The 25,109-nt window shown below is 36.5% G+C and carries 25 protein-coding genes and 1 pseudogene; 6 read left to right on the top strand and 20 right to left on the bottom strand.

All coding sequences use genetic code 11. From position 1 onward, the window contains the following. Window positions 1-20: 20 nt before the first annotated feature. The 4 genes from ACM5BR_RS00490 to ACM5BR_RS00475 form a co-directional block, all read right to left on the bottom strand. Window positions 21-851 (bottom strand): CoA-transferase subunit beta, encoded by an 831-nt coding sequence (locus ACM5BR_RS00490; protein ID WP_416825232.1) that lies wholly within the window; start codon window positions 849-851, stop codon window positions 21-23. After that, window positions 851-1,825, bottom strand: coding sequence for a CoA transferase subunit A (locus ACM5BR_RS00485; RefSeq protein WP_416825231.1), 975 nt, complete (start codon window positions 1,823-1,825; stop codon window positions 851-853). The genes ACM5BR_RS00490 and ACM5BR_RS00485 overlap by 1 nt, the downstream gene beginning before the upstream one ends. 80 nt (window positions 1,826-1,905) lie before the next feature. After that, a complete protein-coding gene (locus ACM5BR_RS00480; protein ID WP_416827802.1) occupies window positions 1,906-3,093 on the bottom strand; it encodes an acyl-CoA dehydrogenase in 1,188 nt (395 codons plus the stop codon). Between the two features lie 151 nt (window positions 3,094-3,244). Next, on the bottom strand, window positions 3,245-4,423 hold the full coding sequence (locus ACM5BR_RS00475; RefSeq protein ID WP_416825230.1) for an acetyl-CoA C-acetyltransferase: 1,179 nt from the start codon (window positions 4,421-4,423) through the stop codon (window positions 3,245-3,247). 388 nt (window positions 4,424-4,811) lie between these two features. On the opposite strand from ACM5BR_RS00475, the gene ACM5BR_RS00470 reads away from it, so the two are divergent. Next, window positions 4,812-5,405, top strand: a complete 594-nt coding sequence (locus tag ACM5BR_RS00470) for a TetR/AcrR family transcriptional regulator (RefSeq protein ID WP_416825229.1) — start codon at window positions 4,812-4,814, stop codon at window positions 5,403-5,405. 219 nt (window positions 5,406-5,624) lie between these two features. On the opposite strand, the gene ACM5BR_RS00465 is transcribed toward ACM5BR_RS00470, so the two are convergent. After that, window positions 5,625-5,816 (bottom strand): hypothetical protein, encoded by a 192-nt coding sequence (locus ACM5BR_RS00465; protein ID WP_416825228.1) that lies wholly within the window; start codon window positions 5,814-5,816, stop codon window positions 5,625-5,627. A 408-nt stretch (window positions 5,817-6,224) separates the two neighbouring features. Between ACM5BR_RS00465 and ACM5BR_RS00460 the strand changes: the two genes are divergently transcribed. Then, a complete protein-coding gene (locus ACM5BR_RS00460; RefSeq protein ID WP_416825227.1) occupies window positions 6,225-6,530 on the top strand; it encodes a hypothetical protein in 306 nt (101 codons plus the stop codon). A 90-nt stretch (window positions 6,531-6,620) separates the two neighbouring features. Beyond that, window positions 6,621-6,980, top strand: a complete 360-nt coding sequence (locus ACM5BR_RS00455; RefSeq protein WP_416825226.1) for a Lin0512 family protein — start codon at window positions 6,621-6,623, stop codon at window positions 6,978-6,980. Window positions 6,981-7,088: 108 nt separating this feature from the next. Here ACM5BR_RS00455 and ACM5BR_RS00450 read toward each other — a convergent pair whose 3' ends face one another. From ACM5BR_RS00450 to ACM5BR_RS00420, 7 genes are all read right to left on the bottom strand, one after another. Further along, on the bottom strand, window positions 7,089-7,922 hold the full coding sequence (locus ACM5BR_RS00450; RefSeq protein WP_416825225.1) for a histidinol-phosphatase HisJ family protein: 834 nt from the start codon (window positions 7,920-7,922) through the stop codon (window positions 7,089-7,091). Window positions 7,923-7,948: 26 nt separating this feature from the next. Further along, window positions 7,949-8,779, bottom strand: a complete 831-nt coding sequence (locus ACM5BR_RS00445; protein ID WP_416825224.1) for a metallophosphoesterase family protein — start codon at window positions 8,777-8,779, stop codon at window positions 7,949-7,951. Between the two features lie 217 nt (window positions 8,780-8,996). Next, entirely contained in the window at window positions 8,997-9,962 is a 966-nt protein-coding gene (locus ACM5BR_RS00440; protein ID WP_416825223.1) for an ABC transporter ATP-binding protein, read from the bottom strand. A gap of 12 nt (window positions 9,963-9,974) precedes the next feature. Beyond that, window positions 9,975-10,802, bottom strand: a complete 828-nt coding sequence (locus tag ACM5BR_RS00435) for a carbohydrate ABC transporter permease (RefSeq protein ID WP_416825222.1) — start codon at window positions 10,800-10,802, stop codon at window positions 9,975-9,977. After that, complete coding sequence (locus ACM5BR_RS00430) at window positions 10,792-11,682, bottom strand: carbohydrate ABC transporter permease (RefSeq protein WP_416825221.1); 891 nt, start codon at window positions 11,680-11,682, stop codon at window positions 10,792-10,794. The genes ACM5BR_RS00435 and ACM5BR_RS00430 overlap by 11 nt, the downstream gene beginning before the upstream one ends. A gap of 87 nt (window positions 11,683-11,769) precedes the next feature. Next, window positions 11,770-13,074 (bottom strand): extracellular solute-binding protein, encoded by a 1,305-nt coding sequence (locus ACM5BR_RS00425; protein ID WP_416825220.1) that lies wholly within the window; start codon window positions 13,072-13,074, stop codon window positions 11,770-11,772. A gap of 299 nt (window positions 13,075-13,373) precedes the next feature. Further along, window positions 13,374-14,135, bottom strand: coding sequence for a DeoR/GlpR family DNA-binding transcription regulator (locus ACM5BR_RS00420; RefSeq protein WP_416825219.1), 762 nt, complete (start codon window positions 14,133-14,135; stop codon window positions 13,374-13,376). 666 nt (window positions 14,136-14,801) lie between these two features. On the opposite strand from ACM5BR_RS00420, the pseudogene ACM5BR_RS00415 reads away from it, so the two are divergent. Beyond that, a pseudogene (locus ACM5BR_RS00415) lies at window positions 14,802-14,885 on the top strand (Lin0512 family protein); the annotation flags it as partial. A gap of 147 nt (window positions 14,886-15,032) precedes the next feature. Here ACM5BR_RS00415 and ACM5BR_RS00410 read toward each other — a convergent pair. The 7 genes from ACM5BR_RS00410 to ACM5BR_RS00380 form a co-directional block, all read right to left on the bottom strand. Next, window positions 15,033-15,899, bottom strand: coding sequence for a glycerophosphodiester phosphodiesterase family protein (locus ACM5BR_RS00410; protein ID WP_416825218.1), 867 nt, complete (start codon window positions 15,897-15,899; stop codon window positions 15,033-15,035). Window positions 15,900-15,959: 60 nt separating this feature from the next. Then, window positions 15,960-16,742, bottom strand: coding sequence for an inositol monophosphatase family protein (locus ACM5BR_RS00405; RefSeq protein WP_416825217.1), 783 nt, complete (start codon window positions 16,740-16,742; stop codon window positions 15,960-15,962). Between the two features lie 29 nt (window positions 16,743-16,771). Then, complete coding sequence (locus ACM5BR_RS00400) at window positions 16,772-18,487, bottom strand: ABC transporter permease (protein ID WP_416825216.1); 1,716 nt, start codon at window positions 18,485-18,487, stop codon at window positions 16,772-16,774. A 10-nt stretch (window positions 18,488-18,497) separates the two neighbouring features. Beyond that, window positions 18,498-19,511 (bottom strand): ABC transporter ATP-binding protein, encoded by a 1,014-nt coding sequence (locus ACM5BR_RS00395; RefSeq protein ID WP_416825215.1) that lies wholly within the window; start codon window positions 19,509-19,511, stop codon window positions 18,498-18,500. 98 nt (window positions 19,512-19,609) lie between these two features. Continuing rightward, entirely contained in the window at window positions 19,610-20,680 is a 1,071-nt protein-coding gene (locus ACM5BR_RS00390; RefSeq protein WP_416825214.1) for an extracellular solute-binding protein, read from the bottom strand. A 70-nt stretch (window positions 20,681-20,750) separates the two neighbouring features. After that, window positions 20,751-20,858, bottom strand: a complete 108-nt coding sequence (locus ACM5BR_RS00385) for a hypothetical protein (protein WP_416827801.1) — start codon at window positions 20,856-20,858, stop codon at window positions 20,751-20,753. Window positions 20,859-20,869: 11 nt separating this feature from the next. Then, window positions 20,870-21,019, bottom strand: a complete 150-nt coding sequence (locus ACM5BR_RS00380) for a SemiSWEET family sugar transporter (RefSeq protein ID WP_416825213.1) — start codon at window positions 21,017-21,019, stop codon at window positions 20,870-20,872. Between the two features lie 343 nt (window positions 21,020-21,362). Here ACM5BR_RS00380 and ACM5BR_RS00375 point away from each other — a divergent pair, with 343 nt between their 5' ends. Next, window positions 21,363-22,367, top strand: a complete 1,005-nt coding sequence (locus ACM5BR_RS00375) for a LacI family DNA-binding transcriptional regulator (RefSeq protein WP_416825212.1) — start codon at window positions 21,363-21,365, stop codon at window positions 22,365-22,367. A 78-nt stretch (window positions 22,368-22,445) separates the two neighbouring features. After that, entirely contained in the window at window positions 22,446-22,871 is a 426-nt protein-coding gene (locus tag ACM5BR_RS00370; RefSeq protein ID WP_416825211.1) for a hypothetical protein, read from the top strand. Between the two features lie 181 nt (window positions 22,872-23,052). Here the strand turns inward: ACM5BR_RS00370 and ACM5BR_RS00365 are convergent, their stop codons facing one another. Next, window positions 23,053-25,095 (bottom strand): ADP-ribosylglycohydrolase family protein, encoded by a 2,043-nt coding sequence (locus tag ACM5BR_RS00365; protein ID WP_416825210.1) that lies wholly within the window; start codon window positions 25,093-25,095, stop codon window positions 23,053-23,055. Between the last annotated feature and the right edge of the window lie 14 nt (window positions 25,096-25,109).

Below are 25,109 nucleotides of genomic sequence, written 5' to 3'. Positions count from 1 at the left end.
TCTTACCACCGTTTTATGTGTTACTTTTTCGTAAGGAAGATCCCTTCTGGGTCGACCACGCGATAGAGGATATCCAACTCTTCATAGGTTGGAGGTTTGGTTTCTCCTTGGCAACGGGAGAAGTCAAGGGTAAACCCGGTATTTTCCTGCAGCATTTCTTTTGTAATCCCTGGATGAATGGTATCTACATACATGAGTCCAGTTTCTTCATGAAAGCGGTACACTGCCATGTTCGAAATAACAGCGGTAGGACCACCAATAAATTTTTTGCCGTAAGCTTGACGACGGTGCACCCATTCACCAGATGGCCATTGACGGACACGCCATCCAGGTGAGGTAAGATAGTCTACTTGTTCTTTAAAACGTCGTTTTTCTTGGGCCATCATGAAGACTGTTCGTTTCGACAGAGAATTAATATCGGAATTTCCTCCGCTGCCAGGGAAACGTACAATCGGATTTAAGTAATCTCCTGCAACAGTCGTATTCACATTCCCATACTGATCGATTTCTGCTCCGCCTAAGAATGCTAAATCAACTTTTCCTCTTTGTAACTGATTGAAAACATCCATTAACCCGGAGGCAACCGAACAGCCCGTAGCGCAGCGAGGATCACCAACGGACGAAGGGAGAGAGGAACCCTTAGAATCGATTGTTCCAGCCTCGTAAATGACCTTACAGTCCGCCGCATTGGTCTGAGCTGCTAGCATGATTGCGAGCATCGGAAGTCCGGTGCCGGCAAAAACAACCTCATGATCGTTCACTTCTCGGGCAGCAGCCACGGCAAGCAAATCGGCAGACGTATACTCACCAAGGGATGCATAAGAGTTATTTTGAATCTTTACTGTTTCCATTACTTACTCCCCCTTTTTGCTCGCGTACTGTATTTATAATAGTTGTTAGCCCTCAAGTCCAGAAGACGAGAGACATTCAGCTTATCCAAATATTCCTCATGGCTGTCGACTCCATATACCCACTCATCGAGCCATGCTGCCAGGGTGGACTCATTTTTAGAAGCGGTTGCAAACTCATGAATAAAGGCACCGTCCACATCATAACAGCCGTAAATACCGGTTGGATGGGCACCCCAAGGAACTTCTACAATGGCATCAACCAAATAACTAGGGAGCAAGTTGCTGTCTGGGTTCTCCCTTAGATAGGACTCAGGAACAATTTCTTCAGCAAGAACAATGACTTTATCGGCTGCCTTAGCGGCTTGTTCATCGGAAAAGGTCTGCCCCTTCACCCGGACGGTTCCCTCTTCCCCTACCTGTTGCACATGAAGGATACATACATCTGGTTTGGCAGCAGGAACAAGAACGATTTCTCCTTCATCATAAAAAGGGTCTTGTGCAAACGCAAACTTTTGACGAGGAATGTGCGGGTTCAGTCCATCCCGTAAGCCTGCTTTTCCGAGCATGTCATAATCGGGGTTTAAAATGTCCGTTCCCCGTGAGGCCCATGTAGGAAGGTAAGGAACTCCTGTTGCTCCGGCCTGCATTCGGTAAAGAATGTGTTGATGGCTGTAATCTTCCGCAATAACCTCTCCTGATTTAATACTCCTACCTAAACAATAAGGAACTTTTCCGTACAGTTCATGGCCGCTCCAACACGATTCCCAGATTGATACAGCACCAGCACCAATCAGCATCTCAGAATGCGTTCCGGAATTGACCTCGATAAGATGAAGATTTTTTTTACCTTGGCGAATCATTTCATAGATGGCAGCCATCGGACGACGCCAAATGGTAAATCCGCTGAAAGTTATCATGCTGCCATCTGGTATGCTTTGCACTGCCTCTTTTAAAGAACACTGCTTATCCTTCATACTTCTTTCGCTCCTATCTGTAGGCAAATGTATTTTTCGCTCATTATGTCTGTACAAAGGGGCTAAATTTGTGTTGCATTTTACACTGGAGTAGTTTGCTTTTTCGTAGAAATGTCTCTCGTTGCATTCTTTTTATCTTCTAAAATATATTTTGAAATGACTACTCTTTGAATTTCATTGGTTCCTTCATAGATTTGTGTTATTTTTGCGTCACGGAATAACCGTTCAACCGGATAGTCCTTTGTATAGCCATAGCCTCCGTAAATTTGGATTGCCTCTGTAGTTGTCTTCATGGCTGTATCCGTAGCATATCGCTTGGCCATAGAAGCTTCTTTTCCACATGCAATGCCGCGGCTGCGAAGCTTAGCCGCCTGATACACGAGAAGCTTAGCTGCTTCTACCTCTGTAGCCATGTCGGCGATTTTAAAGGAAATCCCTTGGTTTGCCGCGATTGGCTTTCCAAACTGAATCCGTTCCTGCGCATATTGAATGGAGTAATCCAAGGCTGCTTCAGCGATTCCTAGGCCTTGTGCAGCGATACCAATCCGACCTGCATCTAGGTTAGCCATGGCGATTTTAAATCCTTCTCCTTCTTGACCTAACAGATTTTCTGCGGGAATTTCCGCATTTTCAAAAATTAATTCCGTTGTATTGGAACCGTGTAACCCCATTTTCTTTTCTTTTTTTCCTACAGAGAAGCCCACGGTATCTTTATCAACAATGAATGCAGAAATGCCTCGAGTCCCTGCATCAGGATTGGTTACGGCAAACGTTATATACGTATCAGCAGCCCCGCCATTCGTAATAAAGATTTTGGAGCCATTTAGAATATATCTATCGCCTTTTTTCACTGCGGTAGTGCGTATTTTTCCTGCATCCGAACCTGCACTCGGCTCTGTTAATGCGAAAGCTCCAATATACTGGCCAGATGCCAGTTTCGGTATATATTTTTGCTTTTGTTCTTCCGTTCCAAAATAAAGAATCGGATTCGTCCCAACAGAGGTGTGAACCGATAAAATTACCCCGACAGTGGCGCTAACCTTGGCAATCTCATTAATCGTTAGGATATAGGAGGTGAAGTCTGCGCCTACTCCACCATATTCTTGTGGAATTGGGATACCCATCAGGCCGTATTCACCCATCTTGCGGATAATCTGCAATGGATATTCGTCCGTCTCTTCCATTGTTTCGATAAAGGGGGCAATTTCATTCTCTGCAAAATCCCGAACCATTTTTCGCATCATCTCTTGCTCTTCTGTAAACTCCAAACACATATTTTCCACTACCTTTCTAGGTCTACTTTTTCTTCTACTTCTTTTTCATTTATTTATATTGGTAGAATCCAAGACTTGATTTTTCCAACCAGCTAGCTTTGACATATTTACGGGCGGTATTATCAATCTCTTATTTCTTGATTATCTATCGTACTTCCACAAGAATTGCGTCCCCCTGTGCAGCTCCTGAGCAGATTGCTGCAATGCCGAGACCACCACCGCGACGGCGCAGTTCATAAATTAATGTCATGATAATACGCGCTCCGCTGGCGCCAATCGGATGACCGAATGCTATTGCTCCTCCATTAACATTTACTTTTTCAAGATCGTATCTAGCAATTTTTTCACTTGTAAGCGTAACAGCAGCAAATGCTTCATTGACTTCAAACAAATCTATCTGATCAATCGTATATCCTGTTTTCTTTAAAAGCTTATTTATAGCAAGGCCCGGGGTTGTAGCGATATATGGCGCTTCTTGTCCTACAGCAGCATGGCCAATTATTGTGGCAAGTGGCTTTTTGCCCAGTTGTGCTGCTTTCTCCTCTGACATCAAAACCATCGCACCGGCACCGTCATTTACTCCAGGAGCATTACCAGCAGTAATCGATCCATCTTTTGTGAAAACAGGTGGCAATTTTTGTAGTTGCTCGATGGATGTTTCACGCGGTGATTCATCTGTATCAATTAGAATCGGTTCACCCTTACGCTGCGGTACTGGTACAGCTACGATCTCTTCGTTAAACTTACCTGTTTCTATAGCCTTAAGCGCAAGCTGCTGACTGCGCAGTGCCCAGTTATCCTGCGCTTCACGTGAAATCTCATATTCGGCGGCAACATTGCTGCCGTGAACTGCCATATGTAGTCCATCGTAGGCATCGGTTAGCCCATCATTTAGCATTAAATCTATCGCTTTTCCATCACCCATACGCATACCAAAGCGTACATTAGGCAGAATATAAGGCGCATTGCTCATGCTCTCCATTCCACCAGCAACAATGACGTCAGCATCTCCAGCTCGTATAATCTGATCTGCTAATGTGACACTGCGAAGACCAGAAGCACATACTTTATTAATCGTTTCAGTCTGAACTTCCCAAGGCAAATCCGCTTTTCTAGCTGCTTGTCGCGAAGGAATTTGTTTCGCACCACCTTGCAGAACCATCCCCATGATCACTTCGTCTACCTGATCCCCTTGAATCCCGGCACGAACCAATGCTTCCTTAATCGTGATCCCACCTAGATCTACAGCTTGTATTTCCTTGAAAACTCCTCCAAATTTTCCAAAAGGCGTTCTTGCCGCACTAACAATTACTGTTTTTCCCATTGTTTCATTTCCTCCTAAAGATCAGAAATATCACCTAACACATCTGTCATTTCAACTAGTAGACTTATAAACTAGCTAGCCATTTTGAAGAAGAAAATTATTCTATTAGCAGACCACAGTCCGAGACCTTAGTCTGTATTTAAAGTTTAATTTAAGCGCTTACAATTGTCAATATATTCTATATAACAATAATTTTTCCAACAATACTTTTCCCTTCCTACTGTATAAGTTTAAAAAGTTCTATTGATAAACCAACAACAAGCTTTCACATAGCCAATTGTAAAAATTTTCTTTCTTGATTCGCATCATTTGATTCATTTATGTTAAAATTACATACTAATAGACTACTAACCCAAATCATTACAGTTAGATTAAGGAGATTTATAGCATGTCAGGTTTAACTCCCAGAAAAGTAAAAGCAAGACAAACAAAAAATAAGATATTAGAAGCGGCTTTAGATCTTTTTAGCAAGAAGTCCTTTGATGATATTACTGTCGATGAAATCGTTAAGCTAAGCGGTACATCAAAAGGTGCATTTTATACGCACTTTAGCTCAAAATATGAAATTTTCTATGAAAGATTTAAGGAAATCGATGAGTTTTATTCAGAAATCGCTAAGTCACTCCCTAAAGATGCAAGTGCTAGTGAAAAATTGTTAAATTTTTCTGAATCCCAAATGCTTTTTATAAGGGATCATTGGGGGAGTGGCTTGTTTCGAACCCTATATACAAACGCTTCGCCAACTCATAATTATTTTTTAGATCAAAATAGAGCCCTTTTTAAGATTGTTCATACGTTTATAAATGAAGGACAAAAAGCTGGAGAATTCAAAGAGGATCTTTCAGCAAACGAGATTACCAAGGCAATTACACGGTGTATACGTGCAACCCTTTTCGATTGGTGCATTACCGATATTGATTTTGACCTTGTATTGGAAAATCAAAAAATAATGCGTATCATACTTGAGGGCTTAAAGAGATAATTATCTTCTTCCCTTGTGAAGGAACTCATGAGAACTGGGATTATGTGTCCCCTAGTTGATGTGATTGTTTTACTTATCAATGTGATGATTAAAAGCCAAACAAGACAAAAAAGTATGAATACCTAAAAAAGCCTATTATTTATAGGCTTTTTTTAGGTCATTTACATGTTTTGTGGTCAAATGAAGCCCTTGAGTGAAAGCTCATTTGTTTACAACGCATTAAAGATTTTCATTTTGTTGACCGATTTCATTCTGAGCGATGATGGCATTAGCCTCCTCCAAACTCCTATGCTCATCAACCGAATTGCCTGGAATATTTTTCATGTCCGGGAATGTATTTTCAGTATTTATCATAACTTGCTGTTTTTTGGGGGCAGTTGTAAGATAGTCTTCTTCTTTGTCTCTAGCCATCCCACTCATCTCCTTTTTAAGTTTTTAAGGATTACCTTTTCCTTGGTGTTTCTTTTTCCAAAAAAAAAATAGGCATCGTCTCCACCTTATTATTATGGCTAAAACTTTTCCATTTAATTACCTAGTAATAATTCCCTTCATTTTCCTCATTAGTACTGAAGCACAAATTAATATAGCTTTTATTAGATAATATTTGATCTAGACTCTCTACGAGTGAATAGCCAGCTAGAAATCCCGTCAACGCTCCATTTTATGAATTGCTCAATTACTTCATAGTAGTAATCGGATTCTTTGTCTTACTATGTTTACTTTTGTATACTTTTAACCATATAGCTTTATTTCGAAGTATTTTATATATCCAAGCAATTTATCAGTTTACGCAACTACCAAAAACCAAGGAGTGATTATGTGATAGATGATGTTAAAAAGAAATTGGAAGTTGCTCTTGAAGATTGGGAAATGATGAAGAAAGCCTCCGAAGATGAAAGTGAAGATAGTGCCGAACGATTTGAGATGCATTTTTATGAGTTTATTGATGCATTAAAGGCATGGTATCAGCATTTAGAACAACCTCCCGCTACAATCGAAGAGGCAGAAAATCTTATTGAAATCAAAGAAATTACGGAACGCTTACCTGCACCGCTTGAACTTAACTTCTTGACAGAACTTGAGTTAATCATTGAAGGTAAAGATCGTATACGTTATGATGATTAATCCTTTTGGGAATTCGACATTACAAATGCAAAGAAAAAACGATAAGAGTAAAATAAAATTGAAAAAAGAATGAAAGGAAAGGAAACTATTATGGAAAAAATCATGTTTATTGAAACAGGGATGGGAATCGATGTTCATGGTCAAAATGTTACAACTGCAGCCATTCGAGCTATAAAAAATGCGATTCACTATAATTCTATGCCTGGGATTCGGTCTGTACTGCCAGGAAACAACAGAGATAATATGAGAGTAAATGTAAAATTGGCAGTTCCTTGTGATAAAGAGAAACTTGATATTGAAGCTGTTAAAAAAACATTACCATTTGGAATCGTAACGGTGGAAGTTATGGACGGCGGAATGATGACAACGAGCGGGATTCTCCTAGAGGAAAAGGGAGATAAAAATGATATGATGTACATCGTTATCGCATCGGTTGAAGTTGGTTATTAAGATGTGATTATGATGTTTCTCGGTGGTAAGAGTTCTGTATAGTACAGGACTCTTACTACCGAGTTTTTATTTGAAACGGTAATTGTTTGAAGTAATACATTCTCTTCTTTATTTGGAATGTTTCGTACTACTTGGAAACAAATCTATTTTTATAGGTTTAGGTACTCTTCTATTAAATGTGTAAATATACTGGAAACCTGCCTCTTTAGCCATATCTAAAGCTATTTCTAAATGTGACCCTACTGTAGCGGCTTTATGAGAATCTGAACCAATCGTCAAAATTTCTCCGCCTAACTCCTTATATAGTTTTAATACTTTCATAGAAGGTAGTGTCTCATTTAAAGCCTTTTTAGATAATCCGGAGGTATTAATCTCGATACCAATGTTTCTGTTAATTGCTTTTCTTAGAATTTCGATTAATATTTCTTTAAATAGATTAAAATCATACTTACCTAAATAATCCAAGTCAACAGCGTATCGTTTCATCAAATCAAAATGAGCAATTACATCAATATTCGCATATGAAGCTAATTGATAAACTTCTTCAAAATATCTTTGATAAAGCGGTACTGGTTCTTTATTTATCATTAAAGATCTAATATCCTGATTTTCAATATTGTGTACAGAACCAAGGATAAAATCTAGTGAAAGCCCTTCTAATTGTTCTTTATATTTTTCTTGTAATAAATGTGGCTCGCATAATTCAAGTCCTGCTTTAATCTTCAAACGATCTTCGAAAACATGTTGACATTCTTCAATTTGTGAAAAATATCGTGTAAAGTCCATATGACCATAGGTTACCGCCATAGGATTGACAGAGAAATGCTCGGTGAAGCAGATTTCAGTAATACCTTTCTTTATCGCTGCTTCACATACCGATTTCATAGATGCTTGAGAGTCAAATGAATTATCAGTGTGATGGTGATAGTCTGTTAGATACATTGTAGATTCTCCTTAAAATCAAATAATTATTTTCCATAATGTTCAGCAGTATGTCTTTTATTTTCTTCATGAGTCAGAGCCCAAATAATCTTCTCTTGAGGATTTACAGGAATAGGATGTGAAAAGATTTCTTGGTTACGAAGTGAAAAATAATTGTAAGAATTTCGGCTTGTATAATTCACCATATCTTTTGAATTATGAACACCAAATGCAAGACTTTCAATTGAAAATTGCGGTATTTTCCCGATTTGATTAATGCCTGCGTAATGGAGATGTCCACTATGAATACTAATAATGTCACTGTTCTTAAGAATATCAAATAATCGATCAGATACTTCTGTTGTTTTATCACCATTCCAGACTAATGGATGGTGCATAAATAATAGTGTTCCAGCTTCTGATTTTTCTTTTAAGATTTCCTCTAACCAGTCTAATTGTGTGTCGGTTATAACTCCCTCATGATAATCGTCAACGGAAGTATCTAAGAAAATAAGTCGATATCCATTAACCTCTTCCATATAATCTAATGAATCGGATTTATTTTGGATATTAAAAAAGCCTTGATAGTAGTTTTGTTTATCATCATGATTTCCTAAACAATAAAATACCGGAAAACCAAACGGAATATTGTCTTCCACTAGCCCTTTTAAGTATTTATAGTCTTCCGAGCTCCCATCATGGACAAGATCTCCCGTAATAGCAATAAAATCTATTTCTTTAAAATCAATATTTCTAAGTATAGCAACAAGATTTTCTGCTGGATTTATAACTCCTTTAAAAACTTCTTCCAGCGGATCATTAAGATAGTTATTTCTAAAGTGTGTATCGGATAACTGAATAAATGATAATTGATTCATGTCTGTCCCCCCTATTTGATAACTGCAATTTTTTCAGTTTGATAATTTTCAAGAACATCACTTTCTATTCCACTTGCCGCTTTCTTTTTCAAAATGATACTTTCCGGATAACCAATATTTTTTTCTGTTTCTTTGTCGAAGAAATGGATTTGATCCATCGTAATATTGACGAATACTTCTTCACCATCTTTAAAAACATTAAACTCCTCGATTGCAATTACATTTTACCTTCTACATCTAAATGAATGGCAAAATTACTTCCTTGGTTTTCTGAATGTTTTACTTTTGCACGAATACTTCCTTCAATAGGTGTTTTTGCTAATTGAATATGTTCAGGACGGATGCCTAAAACGAATGTATTGGAAGCACTTTTTTCAAGATACTGCTTCCAATCCTCACTTAGCTTAATGGACTGCTTTCCAATATGTAGAATTCCATTTGAATATTGTACATTTTCTAAAATATTTGCAGGTGGATTTCCAATAAATTTTGCAGTAAAAATATTTGCTGGACGATGATAAACATTTTCTGGAGTATCAAGCATTTGTAATACTCCTTTATTTAACAAGGCAATTCTAGTGCCAAACGTCATTGCCTCAATTTGATCATGCGTAACATAAACCATGGTTTGTTTAAATTGATTATGAATATCCATAAGTGCTGTACGAGCTGAGATTCTCAATTGAGCATCTAAGTTAGAAAGTGGTTCATCCAATAAAAAATAATCACTATTCTTAACGACAGATCTTGCCAATGCTACCCTTTGTCTTTGACCACCGGAAAGTTCACTCGGCTTTCTGTCATAATACTGTTTTAATTGAAGAAATTCAGCTGCTGCATCCAGTCTTTTTTCAATTTCATTTTTGGGCTGCTTCTTTACTTTAAGAGCATACGTTATATTTTCTTTAACAGTCATATGCGGATATAATGCGTAATTTTGAAAAACCATTCCAACATTACGCTTACCTGGCGGAATATCATTTACCCGCTCATTTCTCATGTAAAGATCGCCTTCAGTAACATCTTCCAGACCAGCAATCATTCTTAAAATGGTTGATTTTCCACAACCTGAAGGACCTAACAACACGAGACGTTCACCTGAATGAATTTCAAAATTCAAGTGGTCAATAACCACATTATCTCCGTATGATTTTCTCACATTTTCAAACCTAATATTTGCCATTCTTTATTCCTCCTATTTAATTCCCGATGATGTAAATGTTCCAATAATATATTTTTGGAAAATCAGATAAAGTAATAGTGGAATTGACATGGTAATCACTGACACAGCCATGGCTACCGCAAAATTCGTACCGCCTTCAGAGCTAATAAACATCTGTAGTGCTAGCGGCAAAGTATAACTTTCTTTTGATTTTAAAATCAATGACGACCAGACAAATTCATTCCAAGAATTCACGAAAAACCAAATTCCTACTGATGTAATTTGTGGTCTTATGAGTGGTGAAACAATATCTTTCATAATTCTAAAATGGCCAATCTCATCAAGCATTGCAGATTCGATTAACGAATACGGAATCGATCTCATTACTTGAGTGAATAAAAATATCCCCGCTGCATCCGCAATTTGAGGTAAAATAACACCTAAGAGATGATCCGTTAACCCAACTTTTGAGAGCATGATATAGTTAGGAACCATCGTTACAGTAAATGGAATAAAAATCGTTGCAATTAATAAAAAGTACAAAGATTTCTTTCCTATAAAATTAAAGTAAACAAAGGCATAGGCTGCTAAAAATGAGGTTACTAATTTTAAAATCGTTACAGTTGACGCAATCGTAAAGTTATTCAAGATAATTTGGAACAACGGTAATTGCTGAAATAATTGACTGTAGTTTTCAAAGGTTGGTGAAGCAGGAAATATAGCAAGTACATTATTATATACATCCTGTAAGGTTCGAAACGAAGTTCCCAATGCAAATAAAATTGGGATCAGCCAAATCATAACAACCACTATAAATACCCCTGTCCAAATAACGGAAGGTAATCTACTCTCAATTTTCATAGTGGACCCCTCTCTCTACAAACCAAAACTCTAAAAACAGCAGCAACACAAACAAACATAATGTCAGCATAGAAAATGCTGCAGAAGTCCCAGTGCTATATATTTCAAATGCCTGATGATACGACTGATAAATCAAGTTTGAACTTCCGGAATCAGGTCCCCCTTGAGTCATTACTTTTACTGGCGAATAAACATACTGCAAACCTGTCACGATCGTCATAATGAGGATATAAACACCTGTTGAACCACTCATCGGCATGACAATATCTTTTAAGATTCTCCAACTTGGAATATTATCAATCTTTGCTGCTTCGATTACTTCATTGGAAATACCTGAAATCGCTGCATATAAGGTTATGAAATTATATCCAAATACTTTCCAAGTCACAACGAAGCTAATTACGACAATAACTAAACCTTGCGTTTGGCTCCAATTTGGTATTGATAAACCGATAGATTGAGCAATTCGTGCTACTGGTCCGGAAATAGGATTGAGTATCCAAGTTGCCAAAATCGATCCAACCACTAATGATATAAAAGATGGAAGGAAAAATGCTGACTTAAAGAAATTTTTAAAGTTTCGTATTAATAAATGAAGTACGAAAGCAAAAATGTAAGGCACAACAAAATTTAAAATTAATAGAATAACAATATACCAAAACGTATTCACCAATATTTTATAGGTAATAGGGTCCGTTAAAACAGAAGTATAATTGGCTAACCCAACAAAGCTCTTCGTAGGTGCTATCATATTCCAATCAAAGAAACTTAAGTACAGTGTATACAGAGTTGGCCAAAGTACAAATAGGCTAAGAATCACGATTGCAGGTGTTAAAAGCAAGATTGTTTTCCATTGTATCTTTTTAAAATTAACTAACATATTGTCCTCCAACATTATGCTTAACATTTTAAAATAGGAAAATAGATTAGCTGTATGTAACCTATTTTCCTATTAACATTCAAGAACCTATTTGATTAATCCATTAATAGCATCTTGAGTTTTCTTCAGTTCCGTACTTACATCTCCGCCGCCTAAAATACGATCTCTCGTATCAATAAGCATTTGCTCTGCTTGAAGACCTGAGTTTCCAGGGAACGGTGCCCAAGGAATAAGATTGTTTAAGGTTGAATATGCTGCGCCAAACATATTATCGTCTTTAATTAAAGATGCAAGTTCTTTATTATTTGTAGCATCTGTTGTTTCAGGAAGATATCCTGTACCTTGCGTCCAGGCAGCTACACTATCTGATTCATATAAGAATTTTTCAAATTCCCATGCTGCTTTTTGCTCTTCTTCTTTATCAGTAGTAATTGCCAAGAAAGAACCCCCTGCTGGAACCTTTAATGTCTTTCCTTCAAATGTTGGAGATGGAACTGCAATTGCTTTAAATTTTGCATTTTGGGTAACATTTTTTCTTTGTGCAATCGTTAAATGAGCCATACCTACATCTCCAGAAATAAATGCCTGTTGACCTTGGTCAACACCAATGTGTAATGCGCTGCCGCCTTTAACTAAATCTTGATAAAATTTGTATGTAGCGATTCCCTCATTACTATCAAATGACGCTTTACCGTTAGTAAGAGTTTTCGCACCATTACTTTCCATCATTTGTTGAACGTTCCAAGTATCTGCTGCCTCAGCAATGTATAGCCCTTTTTTCCCAGTAACTTGAGTTATTTTTTCTGAAGCTTTTGCAACAGCTTCCCATGTTTTCAAATCATCCGGATTGATACCTGCTTTATTTAAAATATCCATGTTTAAATAAAGAACGGGAACACTTAGTGAATAGGGTAGCCCTACTTGAGCTCCTTTGTTGTTAACTGCTAAATTTAAAATATTACTTGCGTATTTTTCTTTTAAAAAGTTTTTATCATTTGGATAATATTTATTGATGATTGTTTGAGGCTCTACATATTTAAAATTATTAGAAAAATATTCTCTATACGACCAACCAATTTGTACTAAAGCTGGAGACTTACCTGCAGCCGCTGCAGATTGTAAGTTTTTCATTAGACCTTGGTACATACCTGGGTTATATACGCCCTTAACAACAATTTTATCTTGCGATGTGTTAAACTTGTTAATCAATTCAGTAACTGTTTTTCCGCCTTGTGTTTCTGCGTTTGGATACCAATACTCAATAACGGTTGGACTCTTCTTAGAAGAGTTGCTAGCGTTAGAAGATTTGCTAGTTTGAGATGAATTGCATGCAGCCAAAACTACTGTTAGAGCAACTAATCCTAGTACTAATTTAAAATACTTTTTTAACATGATTACACTCCTATAAAATGATTATTTTGGAATTATTACGTTGTGACACTCAAAGCGAATAATAACGTTTACTCAGTAACTGATGTCTTTATGCATCGTTGGATGTTTAACGTTGTCGCGTTTCCACAACCCGCAAATTTTGCTGCAATCATGCTGTTAAAACTACTTTTCTCCGTTTAACCATTTTGGACCATACCGTCTTGTTTTTTAAACTTGTTTCATTTTTACTTTGAATATTTTGTCTCCCTAATACTTGTCTTCTCTTTGAATATCACCACCTTTAATAGAATAATAGGTTCTCAAACCGTATAGATTGTGATGCCGATGTCACGAAAAGGCTGGAGGTCGTATTCTGACGCTTCCTTTCCAGTAATCAGCGTGTGGATGGCATTGTTTGGGGCCACCGTATGTAAAGAAAGCTTACCGATTTTGCTGTCGTCAGCAACCACAATAATTTCCCCAGCTGCATAGATCATTTCTTGCTTAGCCGGTACCACCTGTGCATCCGGATGCATTAAACCGTATTGGGGATGTAAAGCAGTAGTTCCCATAAACGACTTTTCGACATGCAGCGATCTCAGAGCGTGATCCGTGAACATGCCGTTCAGAAAATAACTGGATGGATACAGTTCGCCACCGGTCAAAATCACTTTAATTCGAGGGGCATCCCGCAGTTCTGCAGCAACATTCATATCGTTCGTCACTACCGTAATATCAGTGCGGTGAATTAGGTTTTTGGCGATATGCAAAGTAGTCGTCCCAGAGTCGATAATAATGCTTTCCCCATCCTCCACCAGACTGGCCGCCATTTTGCCGATTCGCATTTTTTGATCTAAGTTTAGTGTGGTTCTTTCCATAAAAGGGGGCTCATCATAGGTCCACTTCTCCATAATCACACCACCGTGCGTTCTTTTCAGAATGCCATTCTGTTCTATTTCCGCCAGATCCCGTCTGATCGTCGCTTCGTGTACATTAAATTTCTTTGCAAGTGCGGAGATTGTCGCCGTTCGATTCTGTCTTACATATTCAATAATCCGCATTTTTCTCTCAATTGCTAACAACATCTTTCTCCTTTCGCGCAAACATTGCTCATTTTTGCAAATTTCTATTCTTATTTGCTTTTTTTTGTTCACTTTGATTGTAAACACGAATTTTTAATCTGGTGTAAATTATATGTTTTTCCAAAATTAAGAATAGGTAAAGATAATGCAAAGAGGAGACCAAAACGATATGCAGTAAGCCAGCCGCCAAAAATTGTTCGCGCGTTTGAATCATTACTATTCTGATTAGAAATATGAACGGGGTCTTGTTCCATAACCAAACTGTTAATTTAGGCCATTTAGCAGTATATTGGTAAGTCTTTATAAATATGCGATATTCCTGTAGTACACACTGACTTAGAGGAATACTCTCAGAAAATAGCTTCTACCCAACAGGAACAACAAAAAGAATGTCTAAAAATCTATGGAGGTACCCTATTGTATAAAAAATGGCCAGAAATCGAATTAAGATTTCTGACCATTTTTTTATACATTATAAATTCAAACTTTCTCTGAAGTAGTAGCAGTCTAGACACCTTTAAAATATCTTTCAACCAGAAAGATTAGCAGATAACGTGCTCTTAAAAGTAGTCCCTAGTTTTGCGTATAGTTCTTCTCATAATCTTTAATCCAAGTTTCAGTTAATGGTTGAGAAGATTCCCCCAAACCTCTTCAAACTGATTCTTGACTAGCGGAATCCTCCTAGAGGAAAAGGGAGATAAAAATGATATGATGTACATAGTAATCGTATCAGTTGAAGTTGGTTATTAAGGTGTGATTATGCTGTTTTCTCGGCGGTAAGAGACTGAATTAATTATTCGAGAAAGTACGATATAAATAAAAACCAAGTTGAGAATATCTCTTAACTTGGTTTTTATACTTTTTACCTTGATAATTTCTTAACGTAAATTAGAATAGCTATTTTTCATAAACTAACTTTACACCTTTTTCCTCAAGGTAATTTCTTAGCGGTAACGGCCAGTCCGTTTGAATCACATCAAATCCCATCTCAACTAATTTACCCCAGCCTAAATCAGGATTCTCTAATAATGAAACATCATCATCAAATCCGCCGCAAAGCGATTGAAAACCGCCCCCTAGAACAATGGAATTTATCATCGTGTGATAGCCCATTTGTCTCAATTGCTCCAGTTTTTCTTTTGAAACATAATCAGCATTTGGATCATCAAAAATCATTTCAAACCCAACAATATTAATTTTTTCTTTATATTCCATAATTTTATTAAAGTCATCTTGATTCCAAACTTTAGGTAACGTCATATATTTCACATCATGTGCTGCCAATGCTTCTAAACATTCCGTTACAGCAACATCCGTTTTTATTATGATGGATTGTCTTTGCTCTTCATATTGGTCTAACTCTTCCAATAATTCTTTTCCCCATTTTTGCACATGATCAAAATGCAGCAATACATTTGGGTGTTTTTTCATCTTTTCCATGAAGTCTTTTAATGTAGGTGGAGCCTCTACTGCTTGCATGTTCATATTCAATAATGATTGCTCCTTCATTTCCTTAGCAGTAAATGTTCGAAACTTCTCGCTTCGATTAAAACGAATCGGTTCTTCACATTCATGGAAAACGTGGAATATACCATCACTTGTTTTACTAATATCAAATTCTACGATATGAGCACCTTGATGAATCGCATTTACCATTGAGCGATATGTATTATAAGTAATGTTGCCACCTGCTGATCCTTGGTGACATGCAATAAGCACTTCATTTTCTTTTAATAGTTTCTCTAAAACGTTTGTATATTTCATAATCATGTTCCTTTCTTACTTTTGATAAATTGATATATATTTTTAAGATTATCTAGTACATTAACAATCCCAATCTTTTATAATCGTTACAAGATCTTGATAAGTCCCCGCATTAGCAAATACCCAATCACCATAATCTAAATAATGTAATTCACTACCATCAAAACGAGAAGCTTTCAATCCTAATTCCTTTGCAAACACGAGTTGTGCTGCTAAATCCCAAGGCCCGGATTTTGTCGTAGCAAAAGCGGCAAATTTTCCCGTCATGACATGAATACAATCGATGCCGCCACAACCAAAATAACGGATATCAAAAGATTCCTCAGCTAGCCTTCTAAATGCTTCTTTCCCATACCAATGCCGCACATCTATTGAAATAAGACCTTCCTGTAATGATATTTCTTCAGGTGCTGGCAGCTTTTCCCCGTTTACATAGGCCCCTTTATTTTCAATTGCGTAATATAAATTGTCATTCATTACATCAAACATATATCCTAATTTTCCAATATCATTTTCATAGTAAGCAATTAAAATACAAAAATGGTCTTGCTGTTTCACAAAGTTAGTCGTACCATCAATAGGATCAATCACCCATACATGCTCTCTATTTTCACTAATTGATATTTCAGGAGATTCTTCCCCAACAATGGTATGTGTTGGATAGTCATTCGTAATTTTTTGAATAAGAAAATCTTGTACTTTTTTATCTATGTTCGTCACAAGGTCTCTTCGATTTAATTTTGTTTCAATGGTAAGATTCTTTGATAAATCACTTTTAATCATTGGAACAATTTCATTTAGCCAGTTTACTATTTTTTTATGAACGGCTTGTAAGTCTTCCATTCTCTTATCCCCTTTTCACATTGAACCCTCTATAAAATATTCTTCTTATTATTTCCTCTACCATAAACGAAGTAGACGACAATGGCGGATATCACCATTAAAATGACCGAGTAGACAAAATTCATTGCCGTCGCATCAACGGAAGCCGTTGGGTCAGTATTATTTCGAATCACGATACCAAGCGGTTGATACAAGGGATGATATAAAAATACCGTTAAATCATAATCAGCTAATAGACTATTAAAGTTTAACGCGAGTATCGCTAGAGCTGATGGTAAAATAATCGGTAAAATGATCCGAATAAATGTATAAATGGTGCCGGCTCCTAAATTTTTCGCTGCATCCTCAAGTGAGCTATCAAATGAGTAATAAGCCGCCTTCAAAATCCGCAACGTAAACGGGATTTTTTCAATCACATAAGCAATTAACAATATGCTTAATGTACCTGTCAACACCATATTACCCATAATGGGCATTGGTTTATCATACGTGATGATTAAACCGATAGCCATTAAAGTACCGGGTATTAGCCAAGGAATATGCAGTAAATATTCTAAAGCAGTTGTTAATTTATTATTGTATTTGTGAATGAACCTGGCGATACATAACATAGCCGTTACAACAATGATGGCAGCTAATCCTGAATACATCATACTGATCACAAATGGTTGATAGGCTGATACGTCTGTTAAGATTTTCGCATAATTTTCTAATGTGAAATGAGCCCATGAAAGGGTTCCATTACTGATACTGTACGTATCGGTAAATGAAAAGAGAATGACAGCTACGATTGGCAACACATAGATGGCAAATAGGACATATGCAAAAAAGTGAACGATAAAGTTGCCAATCTTATTTTCAATTTTTTGCTTCACAATTTTCGTCTTTACCTTTGAGATGGACATATAAAATCCCTTTTTTTCAGATCTCGTAATCACATACAGTAACATAATCTGTGTGATTCCTAAAAATAAGGCTAATAAGGCTGCAAGATCTCTTGAGCTTACACTATTAGCAAATGTTAGAATCATTGGGCTAATCGTTTGAAAGTCTTTTCCACCTACAATCAACGGTGCAGACAACGCACCGATACCTGTAGCAAATGTCAATACTGACAAAGTTGTTAATACAGGCTTTAATACAGGAAAAACAATTTTGGAAAGAATGTTCCAAGGAGAAGCTCCCATATTTTTTGCCGCTTCAATGGTTTGAAAATCAATGCTTTTAATCGCATTCGAAAGAAAGAGGATATGATTGGTTGTACAAGCAAAGGTCATGACAAAAACGACTGCAGGATATCCGATAAACCAATCTGGATTCATGTTAGGAAAGATTTTCACGAATAAAGTCGTTAAAAATCCAGAATTCCCGTAAATAAATTGATAGCCAGACACTAAGATGAGTCCCCCATAAATCACCGTTGTAAAATAACCAAGTTTTAATAGTTTAGCTCCTCTGATAGCAAAATACTCTGTCACTAAGACTAAGAAAATCCCGATGATGTTGACAGTGAAAACTAAGGTAACACCTAAGATAAAGCTGTTTAATAAACTTTTCATCGCTCTTTCAGATGATAGTAATTTGTGAAAAGGCTCAAGTGAAAAGGAACCATCCGCAAAAAATGTCGTATATAGGATATTTACATTTGGAAGAATAAGAAAGGCTGCAATGAACCAAGTGAATATAATTCCGACTATCCAAAGGTATATTTTATTATGAATATGAGTGTTTAAATATTTATTCATGATCGTTCTCCTAATATTGCAGAATGTCTTTTGGATCAATAAATAATGTTACCTCGTCACCTTCAGAATATTGAATATTACCATCCTCTTTTTCAATGTTCATCATAGTAGATTCCAATATTTCATATTTATATTGGGAATATGTCCCATAATATTCTTTTGATCTAACTTTTGCTTTTAATGCAACAGAATGAATATCTTTATTCAGCACTTTTGTTTTAATTTTTTCTGTCCGAATATAATATTTTTTCGCGGGGTCTACTTTCATATCCGTTTTTTTCGCTATTTCTTCGATTATGTTTTGGCTCATTACATTTGCATCACCAATAAAATTACATACAAATTCCGTTTTCGAATGATTGTAGATTTCCTCCGGGGTGCCTACTTGCTCAACAACTCCATTATTAAAAACGGCTATGCGATCTGACATGGTTAAGGCTTCTTCTTGGTCATGTGTCACATAAACGGTAGTAATCCCTTGTTCAAGCTGCAATTTTTTTAGTTCTTTTCTTAATTGCTTGCGTAACTTTGCATCTAAGTTTGACAATGGTTCATCTAATACGATGATTTTGGGAGCAAGTGCCAATGCACGAGCAATGGCAACTCGTTGTTGTTGTCCACCTGATAGTTCCGATACATTTTTCATTAACTGCTCATCTGATAAATCGACAACCCTCGCTAATTCCTCAACGCGTTTTTTAATATCTTCTTTTTTCTGCTTTTGTACCTTTAATCCAAAGGAGATATTTTCAAAAACGGTCATGGTCGGGAATAAGGCATAGCTTTGAAAGACCATTCCAATTTGCCTTTTTTCAATCGGAGTATTTGTAACATCCTCACCATCCACGATGATTTTTCCATTAGCTGGTGTTATAAATCCTACTAATGTTCTTAAAGTCGTGGTCTTCCCACAGCCGGATGGCCCTAGAAACGTAAAAAATTCGCCTTCTTTTATATCTAGATTTAAATTTTTAATGGCAACAAAATCACCAAATTTTACTTGTATATCTTGAAAATGAATCAAATGACTTCCTCCTTATTTTATAAACCGTCAAATCCACTATGGATTGACGGTTTATAAAGGTATTCATTAGGGGTAAGTTAATAAGCTTTGCTTATTCCTTATTTCAGGATATTTAATTGAATTTTTTCTACCCACTTGTCAATATGTTGTGCAACGAAATTGTCATCCATTTTTTGGACTTTTGTATTTTGAGAGATCGATTTAATTTGGTCAGACGCTTGATTTACTGCTTTCTCATTTACAGGTAACGTACCAAATTGTTTCGCCCATTCACCTTGCACCTCGGCACTGCCAAACCAATCAACAAATTGTTTCGCAACGGTTGTATCTTGATCTTTTCCTTTATTGATAATTCCTACTTGTTCAACTAATGATGGTACGCCGATTTCAGGAGAAACAATTCCTGCCTTGAAACCATATTGTTTTTCATATCCTGCTAATCCGCTTGAATATGTGAATGAAATAGGGACTTTGCCTGATGCTAAGTTTTTAAAGGCATCTTCCCCTTTAGGTGCTTTATATCCATTATCAAAGAAAGACTTAATCTCTGCCCATCCTTTATCAGATACACCTAAATCACCTTTAGGGTCTAAATTTCTCATTAGAATTCCATCAATAACAGCGCGGTTTGTCGCACTGCCTAAATCTGTTGGAACATTATATTTGCCTGCAAATTGTTTATTTTCAATTAAATCTGTCCAGTCTTTAGGTGCAGTTTCCGGGGTATAAACATCTTTGTTATAAATCATAATAATTCTTTGTTCAACAAGCGGGTTATAGAAATTACCTGGCTGTCTGTATGATGCTGGTATTTCATTGATCCATTTTGGTTGATAGGGGACGAGTAAATTATTTGTTTTTAATGTTTCGAAGTTCGTTTGATTAAGACCATAAACTACATCTGCTACTGGTTTGTTTTTTTCAGCGATCAACCGGTTTAGTAAATCACCGCCGCCAGCTTGTACTACTTGAATCTTAAAACCTGCTTCAGCGGCTTTTTTTGTTAACCAATCACCACGACCGTCAGAAGCAGAGTTTGAATAGATAACTAAAGTTTTATCTTTTGCAGCTTTGTCTCCTGCAGGTTTATTTCCAGAATCAGCCTTACCGCATGCCACTAATGAAATACTTAACATGAGTCCAACCATGATTAACATCAACTTCTTCATTTAGTTCTTCTCCCTTTTAACAAGTATTTTTGTCTAATTTCCTGCTAATTCGATCCATTCATCGTCCCAGTCAATTACCTGGAGCCTGATCTTTATACTTACATGTGAGTATTAGAATGATTACCGTTGGCACAAACGTAACAATATTCGTTAAAAGTACAGCTATATCTTTAATCATCAATCCATAAACTATCCATAAAATACTCCTAATGTACATAAACAATACATTGGAATCGAAATATCATGCGTTCTTTTCGTTTTAATTACTTTGTACGCTTGCGGGATAAAAGAGCAGCTCGTTAGTATGCCTGCAACCACTCCCAATAATGTTATCGACATAAAATTTCCCCTACGTAATCCAATTCAACGACTTGAAATCTTTCAGTGATTTTTCATTTTTTCTCCATTGAATCTCTCCTCGTTTGTTCGTTAGTAAAACTTTTACTGTTTCAAGTGATTTTATCACTTAATTTATACGTTAAATATAAAAGATTTTTATTAATTCAATATGAAAATGGTGTAAATGTAATGTAAGCATTCAATTAAAATTGATTAAACCAAAGATTTTCTACTTCAAATAATATAATTTCCAAGTTTTTCTTGCCAATTCTTTTAGTAAAACTTTTACTAACAATTTAAATATAGTATAATAATCGTAATCAATTTGTAGAAGGGTGTTACTATGGCCACAATTAAAGAAATAGCAAAATTAGCGAATGTCTCTAGCACAACCGTCTCAAGAGTATTAAATAGTGACGATTCATTTTCAGTTTCAGAAGAAACTCGGAATAAGATCTTATCCATTGCAAAGGATGTCGGCTACAAAACAATCGTTGAAAGACATAATCATAAAAAGAAAATCGTATATAAAATTGGAATTATTTATAAGCAAGTCATTTTTAAGGATTATCTTGATAGTGATTTTTACTTTTCTATTAGAAAGGGAATTGAACGGAATTGCTTAGAATACAATATTGAATTAGTTTTTCAGCTTGTAACGGATTATGAAAAGATCACTCAATTACATGGAGTCATTATTTTGGGGAATTATGCAAAACATGAAATTGAACATTTTCTAGAAAATATTGAATGTGAACATGTTGTCATTATAGGAATTTGTCCAAACGATCTTAAATATGATTCAATTTCGTTTCAAGCAAGAATAGCTGTTACACAATGTTTGGACTATCTTCAAAAGTTAGGACATCAAACCATTGGATATATGGGGGCAATTCAACATATAGAAACTCCTGAAGATGAACGCCGTGATGTTATATATAAACGATATATGAAAAGAGCCGGTGTATATGATTCTTCGATTGTTTTTATCGGAGAACCAGGAGAAAAAAGTGGTTATGATCTCATGCTAAAAGCCATTCAATCCAAAAATATCCCATCAGCCTTCTTTATCGCAAACGACCCCATTGCCATTGGAGCTTTAAGAGCTCTTAATGAAGCAAAGATACAGGTTCCTGAGGATATTAGCATTGTGAGTTTTGACGGACATCCAATCACAGCTTTTACGAATCCACCGATAACAACGGTCCAAATCCCTACAGAATTTATGGGTGAAACAGCAATCGAACTTCTTTTAGAGAGAATTGAGAAACAGAGGAAAATAGCAAAAAAAGTCATTGTTCCTACCCAACTCGTTGAGAGGGATAGTTGTAGAGATGTATCAAAATAATTACTTTGGTATTCACTTTGTTGGCTAAAATACTCACTTTCCTTTCTTATCTATTAGAAAACTGGAAGTGAGTATTTAGTGCAACCAATTACTGTCTACCTGTATAGCAGGTGGATTTATGTTTCGCCTTCCTCTGATCGCTTAATTCTGCAAGTTGTCAGTAGACGCAACGCAAAGGTACCAAAACCAAGGAGTGATTATGTGATACATGATGTGAAAAAGAAATTAGAAGTTGCTCTTGAGGATTGGGAAATGATGGCGAAAGCCTCAGAAGATGAAAGTGAAGATAGTGCCGAACGATTTGAGATGCATTTTTATGAGTTCATCGATGAATTAAAGGCTTGGTATCATCATTTAGAACAACCGCCCACTACAATCGAAGAAGCCGAAAATCTTATTGAAATTAGAGAAATTACTGAACGCTTGCCTGCACCGCTTGAACTTAACTTTTTAACAGAACTTGAGTTTATTGTTGAAGGAATAGATCAAGTGAGCTTTGATTAAAGGTGAGATTGTCTTATCAAGACCTATATATTAAAAATCAGCCGTGATAATGGACTAGGTTAGTACATCCACCCAAATTTACAAGATAGATAGAAGCTATATTCAAGGCTTGAGTTCAGTGCAACACCGAACTCGAACCTTAGAAGCTGTCTATCTTTTTTCTAATTTTAGATTTCTCTATTCAACTTTTCATCATATTTATTACATTTTCCGTAAAAGCCTGAAATGAATCCCCTTTTTTTCCGTAATACATAAGATGGCGACAAGCAAAAATGTATCCTTTTTTCCCATTTTTATATGTAAATTCTAATAAAGGCGCTTTTGATTCCAATTCTTTTATATTCGTTTTCTGAATCATTCCAGGTTCTACCTGTAATAGCTCCTGTTCCGACATGATTTCAAGTGCGACCTTCAACGCTTCCTTACTGTGAAAAATCAATATTTTCGGTTGGATTAAACTTAAAAGTTGATAAAATATATCTTTTCCATAGTTAATCACTTCCTGTGGTTCTTTTTTCAATTCTTTTACAGATTTAGTTGGATAGGAAATCACATTTGTCTCTGCAATGGAAACGTTCGTGTGCTGTTTTAATAAATTGATCATGGCATTCATCCCGATACGAGTCCTGGACATCTCCGTTTTTCCTTGAAGTAACCGAAATTTAGCGTATTGTTCCAGAAATTTATCGTTATGTAAGAGAAGTTCAACGTACTCATGGAGATCAATATCATTCGGATAAATAGGTGTAGCTGGATTAATGCCCACTAAAAAAATGTCAATTTCATCAATTTTTCCATTACATACGAAAGGTCGAAAGTATGCTTTCCCTTCTTTTGAAAATGATATCATCTCAAAAAGTTTTTCTCTCCAAAATGCTTCATCATGGACAGAACCTTTTTCTCCTGTACGAAGACGTTGATATAATTCTCGTAACAGCTGGTTAACAAACATTTTTCCACTCTCGTCTATACCCCCATTATTCCAACGCCATCCACGTTGCTTTAAAAATAAAAGGGAACGAAAATCATCGAAAGATAAGTCTTTCGGTAACATATCAAATTGAGAATAATGATCAAAAACTTTTCCTGAGAATTCATGACATTGATCCCCTAAGTATTCGTATCCATTAAAAGTTAAAGCAAATTTCCATATCTGATTCCATACAGTGAAAGCACTTTCATTATGCGTACTTCCGTCCATTTGTAACGCATGCGGGCATTGCGGTATATCCAATGGAGTTAATTCACTGGAAGGAATAGGTTTTTGACTCCAATTTTCATTCGATTTATCTTCAAGGCTGCGTATTAGCTTATTAAGAAGTGTTTCCGCCATATTGTAACCACGTAGACTCTTTCTCCATCTTTCTGGAATATTAGCAAAACCATATAATATACCAGCAAGTCCTCCTACGACAGCAGCATTTGTATCCGTATCACCCCCATACGAGATGGCAACTTTAACAGCGTTTTCGTAGCTTTTCTCCTTCAACGCTAATCGAGCACAGTTAAAAGTAGATACGACGTAACCACTGCCGTCAGTAACTGGATCGTCATTAGGTCGCAATACTGTCTCTAATTCCTCCCTGTAGTTCGAATTCCCATATATAGTACGTAACGTCTGTACGGCAGCTTGATAAGCTTCTTCCTGATCGTGCCCCAACAGTAATCCGCGAGCCCACAAGCAATACAATGCGCAACACACCTGGTTGGTGATGTGACCATGCGTAACTAGGGATTGAGTATGCGCGCTTTCGACCAATTGTTTTGTATTTCCTGTATGCCACAATGCAAGAGGTAAAACGCGCATCAATGATCCGTTCCCCTTACCATCACGACGCACAAAACCAGCACGTTCAGGCGGCGTGCCACCTAGAATTGCTTCAAGTGCTTCAGAAGTCTGCTTTCCAACATCAAACACAAAATGATCCAAGGCCCAGTTTCCATTTTTATACCAAGAGATAAGTTTCCGTGCAAAATGATTTAAGTTTAGGCTATTTTCTTCCAAAAGTGAATCCAATAAGCACAGAGCTTGTGCTCCATCATCAGACCATGTTCCTTCTGGTACACCGTTGTAAGTCCTTTTAAAACCATTCGGTACCTTCATTTCAATTTGATTCAATGGGGGAATGCTGTTCGAACTATGAAACTCATATGGTACACCCAGAGCATCACCAATTAAAAGTCCCCAAAATCCCCCAGAAATACGGTCAAATAAATCTATCATTCTTTTTCCTCCTT

Source organism: Ectobacillus polymachus (genome assembly GCF_048159605.1).
Classification (GTDB): Bacteria; Bacillota; Bacilli; order Bacillales; family Bacillaceae_G; genus Ectobacillus; species Ectobacillus polymachus.
The sequence above is the reverse complement of the archived record's forward strand: the minus strand, read 5'-3'. Positions and strand labels throughout refer to the sequence as shown.